Source organism: Acinetobacter sp. R933-2, assembly GCF_030325485.1.
Classification (GTDB): Bacteria; Pseudomonadota; Gammaproteobacteria; order Pseudomonadales; family Moraxellaceae; genus Acinetobacter; species Acinetobacter sichuanensis.
In genome coordinates this window covers 1-13,686 of sequence record NZ_JACAIJ010000029.1, presented here as the reverse complement: position 1 = coordinate 13,686, position 13,686 = coordinate 1, and the positions used below count along the sequence as shown (strand labels likewise).

Below are 13,686 nucleotides of genomic sequence, written 5' to 3'. Positions count from 1 at the left end.
ATTTTGTGTGTAGGCTTCTTCATTTGAAAATTATATCGCTGAAAAACCCTTTACAGATAGGTTTGTGCAACAAAGCCTTACGACGATCACACTCAGCTATGCATTCACCTTGCTGATTTTATTGCTACATACAACTTCGACCGCAGACTCAAAACACTCAGGGGCCTGACTCCCTACGAATTCATCTGCAAACAGTGGATAGATGAACCTGAACTTTTTAAGATTGATCCGATCCATCAAATGCCGGGACTACACAAAAGAAAAAAAAGGCTTTTAGTTTTTTAAATTTCCACTGTGGAAAATTAAAAATATTTTTTTAATTTTTAAAATTATGCTAATATAAATTTAATTTTTATATATTTAATCCATGACAATATACGTAATTGCCAATCAGAAAGGTGGCGTTGGAAAGACCACACTCTCAACCAATTTAGCTGTTGCTCTGAGCAAAAAAGGTCAGACTATTCTTGTAGATGGAGATGATCAACAATCCTCTATAAAATGGAGTAAACGTAGAACACAAGACTCGATTACAACCATTTCGCTCAAAGATAATTTAAAAGAAGAACTACAACAGTTAAAAAATAATAATAAATATATTGTATTGGATGTTGCAGGACGTGATTCAGCTGAGTTTCGTTCAGCATTATTAATAGCAGATGTTCTTATTATTCCAACGCAACCTAGTCAAACAGATATCGAAGTGCTGCCATTTGTGCTTAGATTGGTAAATGCTGCTAAGCAAGTAAATAAGAAATTAGAAACTTTTGTAGTCTTAAATAAAGCACCAACCAATACCAAATCTACAGAAATTGATGCTGCTTTAGAGTTGCTACAACAAGTCAAGTCTGTGAAAACACTAAATACCATTGTGCGTGATCGCAAACAATTTCGCGATGCAATGATCGAAGGAAAATCAGTATTAGAAATGGGTAGTAGTAAAGCAAAAGATGAATTAAATGAATTTTTGGTGGAGATCCTGTAATGGCGAAAAAACCACTCATTGTCGATTTTGATGATGCCTTTGAAATGGAACAAGCATTTATTAATGCAGCAGGAACAGGCAAAGTTGCATTGGTATCATCGACTGAAAATAATATTGTTGATCTACCTATAGAGCTTATTGACTTCTCAGAGCATCAACCTCGCATTATTACAGACAAAGTTTTACAAGATGTTGAAAAGCTTGCCAAAAGTATTGAAACGAATGGGCAAATTTATCCGATTGTTGTGATCAAAAAAGAAGAAACATATGAGCTTGTTGGTGGAGAAAAAAGGTTTCGAGCTGTTCGTGATGTATTAAAACATAAGACTATTCGTGCAATTATTCGAGATGATAAATCTACAGAAAAGACAGCTTTAATTTCATTGATTGACAATTTACATCGGTCAAATCTTAGTGATTTTGAATTAGTCAATGCTATACAAAAACACTGCGATGAGTTTGGTTATACTATACAAAATATAGAATTTATTACTCAAAAATATCAATTAGATCAATCTAAATACTTTAGATTAATGAGCTTTTATAAACTGCCAAACTATATAAAAGAAGATCTAAAAATCCACCCCAAAGCGATTTCAGGTGCAACCGCACAACAATTGTTAACTGAATTAAATAAACTGGTTTTAAAGTTTAACCATCAACTAGTTGAAGATACCACGTTAACCATATGGAAAAAGTACCTAAATGAATTTACAGAAACAAATCGTCCATCAAAAAAATTCATTTATCAAATAGAAAAAGCACTAACGGTACAAGAGACAGCTAAAAAACAAGATCAAAGCATCGAAAATGCCTCTCTAGTAAACAAAATGATCTTAAAAAATAAAAATGGTCTTAAATTTGGTTCGATTAAGATCGAGAAAAGTCTCAATGGGAAAACAGTCCTAAATATTCGCACCAGTTTAAATGCTGAATTTAATCAAGAAAAGATTGAAAAGTTAGAAGAATTTCTTGCCGGTTTAGATGACCACCCATAAAAATTATAAATTTCCACTGTGGAAATTTATAATTGAGTATCCAATATTTTTTTAAATATTGGGTACTGCTATTTATCATACATATTGAATTAAAAAGTGTTAAAGGGAAAAATGCTTACCAGAACGGTAACTGATCTTCTGATGGATCTAAAATTTCATCCATATCAGAATCAACAATATTTTTATCTTCATGATCTGCCTTTTTAGGCTTAACAGATTCTGTTGAGCCTAAGTTGTAAATTTAAAAATTAGCCATTTCAACAGTATTGAGTTTATACAGCCAGTATCAGCTGAGATGGTTACGATAGAAAAAAATTGGAAATGCAAAAAAAATCACTTGAAGTCCTGACCAAGTTAAGTGCAGTTTTGATATTAGATTTACCAGATTTTATTCGACATTTTATCTTGAATCTTAAAAACAAGCTGGATGCTTATATCAAAAGAATTCTTAACAAGGGTGAAAAATCCCATAAAGGTGTTGATGAATTTGAAATTCTAAAATGGTTAATCCATAAAATTTCTTTAGATTTGGAACAGGTTCCAAAGCACAAACATAAAGAGGTACATGCTGTTCTATTTACATGTTTTTTTACTCAATTGTCCGATACCTTAGGTTTGCCATTATCACGGTATATGAAGGTGGGAAAAAATCCGCAGCGTTGTGTTCAATTGAGTGCAAACACTTATAAAAAATACTTTGGCCTGAATAAAGACTTGAAGCTCAAGTTCGAACGAAACCTGAATATCAATTTTTACCCTGAAAAATTATGGTAGCTTTATGAGCCAAACTGATGAATTGTCAGCTGACAAGCAAATTAAACTATTGGAAGAATGGGTCAATCAACCCCTGAGTGTAAAAAAACAAATTTTGACTCAGCTCTTGGCGCAAGATCAGCAGGCACAGGAACTGTATGCTGCTGCTCACAAAATACATGTGGTGATTAAAAATAATCGGATAGTGACACAACAGAAATTATTAGCAGGGTTAACGCAATGGGCTAAAAGTGCATCTATAGGAGAACTAAGCGACCAACAAAAAGCAGTATTCATCTATTCCTATCTTTGTACTGCAGCCTTGTGTGAAATACTGAAGGAAATCATCTTGTTAGAGCCTCAGATTACAAGGGATGAAAAGGATGAAAAGGATGAAAAGGATGAAAAGGATGAAAAGGATGAAAAGGATGAAAAGGATGAAAAGGATGAAAAACAGGTTATTCTAAATAATTGTAAAAACAACAATAAAATCAACACAGTATCTTATAATTTAAAACTTCTTTTGCAAAAGCAGTTATCGAATACTGAGAAAAATAAACTGTTGTATAAAAAAGTTACACGCAAACTCCAAGCTATGGATGAATTTGATGCCAACGAGTTAAAAATTCTTTTAGAGCGTAAAACAATAAAAAATGATTTTGAACAGCTTAATCTTGGCCGTTATATTCAACAATTTATTATTGTTTTCAACGAGATTGCCAATAGTAGATTAAATTCAACAGTAATTAATGTTCAGGCTTTAATTAACGATATTAAAAAGGGCATGACCTATAAATCTGATTCAGGCACATCATCGTTGGATGTAGAGAATGAGGATACTGGACAGGATACAGAGGCCAATCTTGTCGATCCTGAACAGGATGAGATCGCCAAGCGGGTGAAGGGGAGTTTCTCTGATGACAAACAGAAACAGCTCGAAAAGCAAGCTAAGAGAATTCAGCGACGTGACTTAGCCTGTAAAACTAATCCGCTTTATCTGAAACCCAGTTTATTAACTGAGGTATATCAGCGATTGCAGAAGTGTTATCAAGAAAATAAGAGAAATGATGCATATCAATCGGCTTTAGCTGTGTGTGGTCTGATGTGTCTCTTGACCGGTCTGAGTCCAACGGTCTTTCAAAAGATCAAGTATTTGATTGATATTGGTAGAATTAAAAAAAAATCAGTCAAAAAAGTCATCCATTATTATTGGGTGATCGATCCTAAGTTGAATGCCAATCATTCCGGTGCCATGCAAGATAAAGCACAGCGTTATAATCGGGCCTTAACCCTGGAATGGCGCATGCCAGCACCCTGGATCACCAGTTTAGAGGCTTTAGAGGAACCTGAATTTTGTGTGATTGAGTACAATAATTTTTTGCGGGAAATTTTTAAAGAGCATGCAATTGGCGAAATCACCTGTGGTATGTTAGAGCGGCAAATCTATTTTTATATGGATATGGAGACGGATGATAACCTGGTCGCACACTTGCTGGCCAACAGAGATAGCCGTCATATCGTGCAATGGAACTATGAAGGGCGTCAGATCGATCAAATCGACCAGCATTTTCAAGGCTATATTAATGTTCTATTAGACCGTAGAAAAGGTGAACCATGGATTGAGGATGAACACCCTGGTCATATTTTTCATCGTGAGGAACGTATCGGCAGTCAGCGATGCTGGACTGTAGAGGCCGCGAGTAAATTTTTTAATCAGCTTTATCATTTTGTCAAAAACACATTAGCCAATACTCAAGCGAATCTGATCGAGAAGCTGAATGCTTACAGCATTTGGATGTGGCATCTTTCCTTAATCTGCCTGACGGTGCGTCCAATAGTCGGCATGCCGGGGTTACTGAAACATTATGATCCTAAGGCACAACTGCTTTACGTGCATGATAAAAAAACTGATTCACGAAAAGTAGGACGTCCTGTTCCTGTTACAGGCTACTGGCAGGATCATTTCAATGCATATCGAAAATATCTGACGAAAACCATCGAATCACTCGGGATAAAAAGTTTGCAAGCGCAATTGGAAAACGATGGTTTTATGCTCTATGTCATCTCACATCCTCGGATCAAGTCCCAAAAAGGTCAGGTGAATCTTGCTGAAGTCGTGGAGCATTTGGAGTTACAGCCCATGTCTGCTGATTTTGTCACGAATTACCTTAAAGAGACTGTACAGATTTATAAAAACTGGCCAAGGCATTTCACTAAAAATCATCTCGCCCTGAGTGGTGACATTCACAATACGCTATATACCCATGATAAGCAGAGCATGGGATTCAGTCACATTTCTGGATTAAGCCCTTATCTCTACAAACACGACATTCAGCAACAAGTTAAAAGCTTGCTCAACAAACTAGAAATCGCAAAGCTTGAAGTGCTTTAAAGGACCATCTTGTGCTTGATACATCACTTGTTACGCAATTAGAAAATGCCATTAAAAGAGAAATCGGTGACATTTTTAAGGAAATTTCTCAGCTGATCACTGCTACATACACAGATGTAAATTCTGACCTTGCTCAAATTGATTTTAAGTGGCTTGATCAGCAAATTCTGGACAAGTTTACTCTCTATAGAGCAGTTTTAGAGCAGCTCTGCCAAATATCCAAATTTAAGGGCAATGCTGCAGATTACCTTCAATTCTGTTTTAAACAAGTGAAACGGATTTGTAACGAGAAAAACCAGCAGTGGCAAAAGGATTACCCTTCCTATGCCGAGAGCTATGAGATTAAGTTGCCCGATTGGATAGTCTACACACCTAAACGTCTAGACAACGTTTTTTCAGGACGAAAGTTACAGCAGGGTACTATGCTCGTCGAGGTAAAAGAAAAACTGTATGTGAATTGGGCGGATTATCTCAAACAACAAACTCAAGGTATCTTCTTATACTCTACGGCTAAAGAGCAACAAAAATTAGTGAATACCTTGTTTGAATGTCTGTGTATTTCATTAATTTTTGATCAGGGATGCATGCAACCTGAACGACTGATAGCCATTCATGATGCGATTTTTCATATGAACCTGGATAGTGGCTTGCTTCCGATCTATTCAGGTGACGAAAAGGTTCAAAAAGCTTATGTCTTTTCATACACGTTGCCCTCGACAAAGTATGGCAACATCTATCGTCAGGATGGCGAAGAAGAGACGGAGTTATGGCAAACTCAGCATATCTATTTCAATGCCTTTGTGATGCTATGTTATCGACGGATTCAGGAGCTAATCAATAGATCGCAAGGGCATCAATTACAAAGCACTTCGCCATTGCTGTGCTGGGAAAAAGAACAGAGTGAAATTGAAACGGGGAATCAGCCTGAAGCCTTACTGCTAGAAAAACTTAAAATCCATTTAAACATTGTACTGAATATGGCGGAGGAGGGGGACTCTAGAAAAGCACGTGAGGATCAGCAGCCATTTACACAGCTTAATCACGTGAAGCTATTTTTAAAAGGCTTGGAAAAGACCGGTTTTGCCATTTTTAAGCATATGGATTATGTCTTGTGGCAAGAGATTCCTAATCTGGATGTTTTAAGTACCAGTGTACTGAACAATCAGATCATCACTTCGCCTTTAATCTATGAGCAGTATACACAGCTCTATGATCAACCCGATTGCTGGAAAACTATTCAAGCTAGAATCAAAAATCTTGAAAAAAAGCCTCAAGTCTTAGACTTGGAGATGCCTACAGTTACAGTCAAAACATTTCATGATCGACGAACCGGTCAACGTCATGAGCTGAAATCCTGGCTTTTATCTTTTCATCAGGATATCAAACCCAAACAGCTTGCGGATCAACTCCAAGAAAGCATCCAAAAATCTGAGGACTATAAATCTGCGTATGAGGCTGGAAATGGCGAGTACCTAGATTATGTAGTGGCTATTGCACATTTACGCGTGTGTCAGTGGTTAGAAAACGAATTTGCTTATCATGGGAAAGCAGCGATTAAAGTCTCAACAATCAAGCGTTACTATAGTAGTTTTGTGCTTGACCTACTTTGTTATGTTCTAGAACAGCAGATCAATCTAGATACAGCCACTGAAGAGCAGTTTGAGGAAATGTATCGCACGATTGTTGAAGAAAAACTGCTGAATGATCAGAAAAATCATAAAACGACCGCACAAACCAACAACAATAAAAAATACAATACCTCGGGTTATGCCTTTGATCGGCTGAAAGCCTTTCACCAATACTTAGTCAAGAATCATCGTGCACCGATTGTGCAATATTTATATGAACGTCAAAGTGACGGTTTATTTTTAAAAACCAGACTCATTAGTCCGCAGATGTTTCAATTGATGATACGGATTCTTAGAGAATACCCAGAAGCTTTGGGTCTGACTGAGCAGGATGCAACCTGTCTAGAATGGGTCTATACATTGGCATTTAGACTGGGCTTGCGTATTGATGAAGCTGCCGGGATCTGTATCGATGATTTTGTATCTCCGCAGTTACGAAAACATCCTGACAATCGACAGCTCTATTATGTGTTTGAATCCGCTTTAGATCAGCAGAAAGACGATCGATCTCACCATAAAATGAGAAAAACAATGGGTGATATTGATGATCTCACCCTTAGGATTCGTCTAAATTCTGAGCGTGATCTGAAAAGTGATAATGCCACGCGTCAGTTTGATTTAGCTTATTTTTTAGCACCGGACGAGTTCACAGGATTTTGTCGCTTTTATCAAAACCAGTTACCTGGCTCTAAAGCGACTGCAGCAGTCTGCAATAGAAAAATCAAACAGCTCTTTATGCTGGGTGAACAACCTTTATCCAGTACAAATTTATCAAAAATTACCCAGTTGCTGTTTAATACTGTATTAGGGACAAACGATCATCAATATACCTTTCACGCTTTCAGGCATAGTACCGCTTCACATTTGGCTATCCTTTTAAAAGGCAGCATAGCACTGGTACGTTGTTTTACTGACTATGATTCCGAGTTTGGGCGTAAGCTTAAAAAGCACATTTTACCCAATATGAAGGATGCTTCATCGCGTAGTGCCCAAGCCTGGTCTCGACTTGCGCATCTGATGGGGCATGAAGACATTCGGATCACTGCAAGACATTATCTGCATCATCTGAATATCCTGATTGCTGACATGTTTTATCAAGCAAACCGTGAATATTCACCTCAATTGATCAAGGCATTATTAGGCGATAGTCAGTTGATGCATCGCGATTTCAAGGTTAAATTTCAGTCGAATGAAACAGATATTTTAAAATTGATGAAGAAGATTCATTCACACACAGAAAATAATTCTCAAACTGCTGCATTAAAGAGCAAGAAAAAGCAGAAGCAGCCTCAACAACAGGACGTATTTTTATACCGTGAAACGTTTCTAGACGAATACCGGAAGTGGCGGGAAAAAAAAGAAAAAGCAACGATCGATCCTGAAGTATTGAAATTCATTCAATCGATCAGCCAGCCGTTTTCTCTCTATACAAGTCACGTCAAAAATGATGCTAATCATGAGGATCTTATCGGTTTTACTTGGAAGAAAATGGTGACATGGTCTAATCACTATGAGATTGAGAAACCTTTTAACTTAAATAAAAATGTAACCCAGAATGATCTTAAACATTTTTTTTATTGTTTAGAAAATAAAATTTCACTTGAAAAAGATCGTCCTATTTTGAATTTTAAGGCATCATCTGAAAATGACTTGATTGACTATCAAAGATTCTTAGATTTTATTAATAAAATTTATTCAAAAGATTCAGATAATTTTTTAAAATATTCAGATAATTTTGAATGGGATGAATATAATACGGGTGAATTTAATAATGTAAAAAAGGGCGAGGTGAAAATAAAAAAATATAAAATATGGAATAAAAAAGATAATAATTTTATTCAAAAGATGCTGTTGCAAAGCGTCTTTTACAAGATGAAAGAGTGCCTAGAGGTTCTATCAGAGGTTGACGATATCAACGGAAATTCATCAAAAAAAACACATTGAAATCAGATGGATATTTTTGTTGATTTTACAGCTTAGTTTTTTTTAGCATATTTTTGCAGAAAAGTGAGTTTTTATCGCTCAAAAACTGGGTAATTAAGGGTGAAAATCCAACCCCGGGTTTTAGGCTTTTTGAGTGTTTTTTAGCCTAAAAAACAGCATTGTTGAGACGCAAGACAATAATCACGCTACGTTAAAATTAATTGAAATATTATTGATATAAATAATACCTTTTGTTGTTAATAAAATAATAAATTAAAAGCGATTTAATATGAAATTGAGTGTTGTTTTAAATTAATTGGAGAATCAGTTTTAAATAATGTAACCCTCTATTTTGGGTTGATTTTTTTGGTTTTTTAACCAAATAAAAAGTACGTTTTTTCATATTATGTTGATAATTTTTAATCAATTTTATACATTGCTGAAGATAGAAACTGTATTTAAGTTGAATTAATCTGTTTTGATGAGTTAATGCTCATAAATGAAAATTCCTTATTCTAGCCTTTAGTTAAAACTGCTAATCATAAATATTCTAAAAATAGCCTAAGCTTAATAAGTGGTTCAAAAGGGGCCCAGGCCTTTGCTTTGTCAAAATCTGATTTGCCAAGCAAAGGCCTGGGAATCCGCGAATTTGATTTTTTGTTTTAATAATGCTCAATATTTTAATTTATTGAGGTCCTTTCATAGAATTAATGATTAAAAAAAGTCTAATTTGGTTTGACCAAAGAAAAAGATACAAATATGATAATTACATTACAGTAAAATCTGTAATCAGGCGTGGAAACCTGAAAATTACTACAGAAGCATTAAAACTGCTTTAAGCGGTTTTTTTGTGCTTATTATGCTTAGCTTGCCATTATGGTAGGCCAGGCAGGGCAGTCGATGACTGGCCGTCTTCTGTAGTGCGGTATTTCCACCCCTGTTTGGTCTACCTCCATCTCGTGGAAAAAGATGGTTGTAGATAGTAAAATCTAAACTACAGGTACTCAGCATGAAGATTTCATTATCTCAAATCCCCATTTCTCTTACGTTTCTTTTGTTAGCGCTGACCGGATATTGACGGTCATTTAATTCATCGCTTTAACCAAATTGAACGATATGCACTTTCAAATTTCGTATTTGAGCGAATATAGAGAAGTGCTGCCTGGAGAAAACAAAAAATGGGCCAAACTCGATTACTGACGAATATCATTCAGCGTAAAGTCATGTTGCCAGAAGAAATGTCACCATCAATGCAACGAGACAATTTTGAAGTTGCACTGACTGATTTTGAAAAGCATGCCATCATCAAATGTTTATTTAAAGCGGATAACCAGCGTTCTACTGAATGTTGGAGTGTGCGGGAAATTGCAAACTTTATTGGGAATTGCACAGAAGATCAAAATATCAATTTGTGTATCTTGTATTGGAAAGATATACACGGCAACATCTATATTATCGATGGGGCGCATCGTCTTTCGAGTATTTATGCGTGGGTCAAGAGATATTTTGCAGATGAACAAGCCACTCAAGCGCCTAATTTTAGCGATCAACAAAAAGAAGATATTCGTGACCTGCGAAATCATTTAGGGGATCTGGCTGACTTCCAAAAAATTTGTATTGATCCTAAATTTGCAGAACAAAAATCTAAATTAGACGATATTAAAATCAGTTTCCGGCAAGTGCTTGGTACTCCAGAAGATGCACGACGCGTATTCCAATCGATTAACTCAGATACTAAACGCCTGGATAAATATGAGGAATATCATCTAAGAAGTCGGGGAAGTGATGCATATTATGCGATCTATGCTTGTTGTTATATCAATGACAATAAATCCAATTTAGAAGAGCTTCAATATACACGTTTAAATGCGCTCATCGAGTTGGGGGAGAGGATCCATCAGCTGCTTTTCTCTACCATCTTATTAGATACTGAAATGAGTCATGGCAAAAAAATTGGCTTGGTCAATGAGCTCATGAATATCATCGCGGGTGATCGGATTCATAATATCATGAGCCTGAATCAGGGTGAACGCGTTGAAAAGATCATGTCACATCTGTTTACGGCCCTTTGCAGAATGGCCACTCCTGTAAAAAATACTGGGGTTCCGAGTTTGGGCTTACATCCGTTCTTATATTTTTATAAGGACCAGCGTTTTCAAATTACTTCCTTTCTAGCATGGTTTTCAATTGTGTTTGAAATTCATGAAAGTCGCATGCAGATTCATCATCGAACGATTAGTTTCAAGGACTTCACCCGGGTACGCCGTAGTATTGAGTTCTTGATCGCCAATTTCCCCGTGGCGACCACCGAAACGGTCGGCAAGTTCGGCAGTGGTATCAAGGGCTATGATCGGCTACAAATTGTCTATAAAGCCTTTATTTGCTTAAGTTTGGAAATGGAGGTTGATTTTGATGATGAGGAATGCCTGAATACATTTATTCTGTCCATGTCTAAGGCCTTCAAATACATAAACTTTAATGAGTTTTATGTTGAAAGATTTTTGGGGAATTATGATGATACGGTCGTGAAGCATGTGGTGGGATATGTGGAGTCGATTAGTCCAATCTCGCGCTCAAAGCCCAAATCCTTTTCAGCATTAACCAAAAGTTTACTTAAGCACAATTTTCTGGTGGGTAATCATAACTTTTGCCTCATTTGTGATGGATTAATCTATCTTGATTCTACTGAATCGGATCATAAAATTGCCAAAGCCGTTGGTGGGCAAGGGGTGCTAGAGAATGGTCTGCTGGTTCATCCAATCTGTAATAGAATGAAATCAGATCTCAGCTTAGAAGAGATCAGAGCGGATTTGTTTGGTGAGTTATTGTATTAATCAGCAGGGCTATGTTTTTGTGTTCTCAAGTGTGTTAATTAATGATAAATCACATGATTTAACTTTTGATCTATTTTGCCAATGTGGTTTTTTTAATTCAGTAGACCTCTTGCGAAAGTATAGTTTTATCTAATTTTTGAATTGGCTAAAGCCTCATAAAATATAGCTTTTGGCTGCTTAAAATTTGACTAACGCAAGAAGTCTAATGCAGAATCATAGTTAGAAGCTAGCTGTAGTTTCTGAATGATCGTCAAGATCCTTAGTTTTGCCCATAGATTCCCTCTATGGGTATTTTTTTGATCAAAAATCATGTGTAGATGCCCTAGAATAAACCTTTTAGCATTTCATAAGCAATCAAGATTAAGCCTGACACCATCAGCACCACAAAAATGAGTTCCACTCTAGTTAACATAGTAATTCCATTTACTTTTCACCCAATTTATGTGGCAAATAAGTCGTAGTAGCAATGACATAACATGACATAGAAAATAATCAAAAAGACAGAATTTGGATTTTTATATTCAAGGTGAATTATTAAGATAATTGTGAAAACTTCATAGGAACTTCTTTTTTCTCAATGAAAATGTTATATCCTTAGAGTCTGCATGATCCATTTGAAGCGAGAATTTTATGAAAAAAGTTATTGGTATGAGAAATAGCCGTACTGAAGCCTTTAAAATCGTAAAAGCTTCATTTGCCGTAGATAATTTGGTTGTAGATAATAAAGGCTTACAAGCAATTAATGACTATGTGACGGGTTCTAAGACATTTGAACAAGCCAGAAATACACTCGTTGAAATGTACCGTGTACGATAAAAATGTTTTTTGATGATGCACTACATTATTATCTGACGGAAGAAGATTTTTATGATGATCCATTCTGTGATGAAAATGGTGTTTTGATCAACAATCTTGGTATTTCTAATACCAAAGACCTGAATGAGGCAGAGAAAGCGCTAAGTGCCTTACAAAATACAAGGTTACAGGAAAATATCTCTGTTTTTCTAGGCAATTTTGATTTACAGCACTTACAAAATATACATCATCAATTATTTATGGATGTCTACCCATGGGCTGGCCAATTAAGACGCGTGAATACCTATAAAGGTGAATGTATCTTTCTCCGTTACAATAGCATAGCTCCTTTATCAGATCTGCTGTTTTCATGCCTCAATAATAACTTTAACCATTTGATTAATAATAAAGAAAATATAGATTTGGTCTGTAGTTTTTTAGCCAGATTTTTTGTTGTTTTAAATTATATTCATCCATTTAGAGAAGGTAATGGTCGCTCACAACGTTTCATGCTAGGCCAGATACTATTTAAGTTAGGTTATACGATCGATTGGACCACTGTGAGTTCAGATGCTATGAATCAAGCAGTGATCGCAGGATGGAAAGAAGGTAACTTTAAGCTCACTGAAAAAATGATTAAACTTAATATTCAAAGATTAGAAGTAAGTTGAACACCTAACCAATATCGTACTCAGCATCAATTTTGGTGTTTCTTCAGGCCTACTGCTGACACTTCAAATGATTCCATGATAAAAATCAAACATCATTGTAAAGCCTCTAAAAGACGATTGCTCCAACAATAAAACACAACACCCCAAAAGCGATCCAGAGCCAGACAGTTGATCTGGATGTCTGCATACCTGGGTTATTCAATGGCGGTGGTTGCTCAGAGGCGTTCTGTGGAGTATTCGGTCTGTTTGTATGAGGATGATGCTTGGAATAAGAAAGTCCTGTTCCGGGAATGCCCACGCTGGTTCGGGTGCCTTTTTTACCAATATTTAAAGAAGCACCGGGTTTGCCAATGCTGGCACTGCTGATGCCTTTATGGGTCAGATTAATTTTAAAACCCGGGAATAATTTAATACTTTTACGAAATCTAAAACCCATATTGCTCTCATTCTAAAACTTAGCTCAATTCACGCGCTATACCAGGATCCATGATCTGCTAGAGATCGTACTTTGACGGCTATCATCAGGATACTAGTATATTTTTTATCTGGTGATTGCAATACTACCTTTAAATACCGTCAAAAATGTTTACTGTATATTTGCTGTAGGGTAATCTTAAAGCTGCTATTTATGGCACTGTTGCAAATAGTCGGTGGTGATAAACTTATCATCCCCTTTTGCTGATGGAGCTGCACATGAACCCATTCAA

The 13,686-nt window shown here is 36.2% G+C and carries 9 protein-coding genes and 1 pseudogene; 9 read left to right on the top strand and 1 reads right to left on the bottom strand.

Going from position 1 to position 13,686, the window contains the following annotated elements; genetic code table 11:
• Positions 1–78: 78 nt before the first annotated feature.
• The 9 genes and pseudogenes from HX005_RS18960 to HX005_RS18920 all read left to right on the top strand — a co-directional run.
• A pseudogene (locus HX005_RS18960) lies at positions 79–285 on the top strand (hypothetical protein); the annotation flags it as partial.
• Positions 286–367: 82 nt separating this feature from the next.
• The gene (locus tag HX005_RS18955) at positions 368–985 is read left to right on the top strand and encodes an AAA family ATPase (protein ID WP_000158575.1); all 618 of its coding nucleotides are present in this window, start codon (positions 368–370) and stop codon (positions 983–985) included.
• Positions 985–1,983: a ParB/RepB/Spo0J family partition protein gene (locus HX005_RS18950; protein ID WP_001085468.1), complete on the top strand. Its 999-nt coding sequence runs from the start codon at positions 985–987 to the stop codon at positions 1,981–1,983. Before HX005_RS18955 ends, HX005_RS18950 begins: the two co-directional genes overlap by 1 nt.
• 321 nt (positions 1,984–2,304) lie before the next feature.
• Entirely contained in the window at positions 2,305–2,757 is a 453-nt protein-coding gene (locus HX005_RS18945) for a hypothetical protein (RefSeq protein WP_031974804.1), read from the top strand.
• 4 nt (positions 2,758–2,761) lie between these two features.
• On the top strand, positions 2,762–5,128 hold the full coding sequence (locus HX005_RS18940) for a hypothetical protein (RefSeq protein WP_099518079.1): 2,367 nt from the start codon (positions 2,762–2,764) through the stop codon (positions 5,126–5,128).
• Positions 5,129–5,139: 11 nt separating this feature from the next.
• Positions 5,140–8,700, top strand: coding sequence for a hypothetical protein (locus tag HX005_RS18935; RefSeq protein ID WP_031974806.1), 3,561 nt, complete (start codon positions 5,140–5,142; stop codon positions 8,698–8,700).
• 1,157 nt (positions 8,701–9,857) lie between these two features.
• Entirely contained in the window at positions 9,858–11,513 is a 1,656-nt protein-coding gene (locus tag HX005_RS18930) for an HNH endonuclease signature motif containing protein (RefSeq protein ID WP_031974807.1), read from the top strand.
• Positions 11,514–12,161: 648 nt separating this feature from the next.
• On the top strand, positions 12,162–12,329 hold the full coding sequence (locus tag HX005_RS18925; protein ID WP_195157022.1) for a hypothetical protein: 168 nt from the start codon (positions 12,162–12,164) through the stop codon (positions 12,327–12,329).
• 2 nt (positions 12,330–12,331) lie between these two features.
• Entirely contained in the window at positions 12,332–12,979 is a 648-nt protein-coding gene (locus tag HX005_RS18920) for a Fic/DOC family protein (protein ID WP_000464611.1), read from the top strand.
• 106 nt (positions 12,980–13,085) lie between these two features.
• Here the strand turns inward: HX005_RS18920 and HX005_RS18915 are convergent, their stop codons facing one another.
• Positions 13,086–13,415 (bottom strand): DUF4236 domain-containing protein, encoded by a 330-nt coding sequence (locus HX005_RS18915; protein ID WP_031974808.1) that lies wholly within the window; start codon positions 13,413–13,415, stop codon positions 13,086–13,088.
• Positions 13,416–13,686 lie beyond the last annotated feature (271 nt).

What these genes read in the sequence shown, in the direction of transcription:
- HX005_RS18925 (WP_195157022.1), top strand. Translation starts at nt 12,162, where the DNA reads ATGAGAAATAGCCGTACTGAAGCCTTTAAAATCGTAAAAGCTTCATTT.
- HX005_RS18930 (WP_031974807.1), top strand. Translation starts at nt 9,858, where the DNA reads ATGGGCCAAACTCGATTACTGACGAATATCATTCAGCGTAAAGTCATG.
- HX005_RS18950 (WP_001085468.1), top strand. Translation starts at nt 985, where the DNA reads ATGGCGAAAAAACCACTCATTGTCGATTTTGATGATGCCTTTGAAATG.
- HX005_RS18955 (WP_000158575.1), top strand. Translation starts at nt 368, where the DNA reads ATGACAATATACGTAATTGCCAATCAGAAAGGTGGCGTTGGAAAGACC.
- HX005_RS18920 (WP_000464611.1), top strand. Translation starts at nt 12,332, where the DNA reads ATGTTTTTTGATGATGCACTACATTATTATCTGACGGAAGAAGATTTT.
- HX005_RS18915 (WP_031974808.1), bottom strand. Translation starts at nt 13,415, where the DNA reads ATGGGTTTTAGATTTCGTAAAAGTATTAAATTATTCCCGGGTTTTAAA.
- HX005_RS18940 (WP_099518079.1), top strand. Translation starts at nt 2,762, where the DNA reads ATGAGCCAAACTGATGAATTGTCAGCTGACAAGCAAATTAAACTATTG.
- HX005_RS18945 (WP_031974804.1), top strand. Translation starts at nt 2,305, where the DNA reads ATGCAAAAAAAATCACTTGAAGTCCTGACCAAGTTAAGTGCAGTTTTG.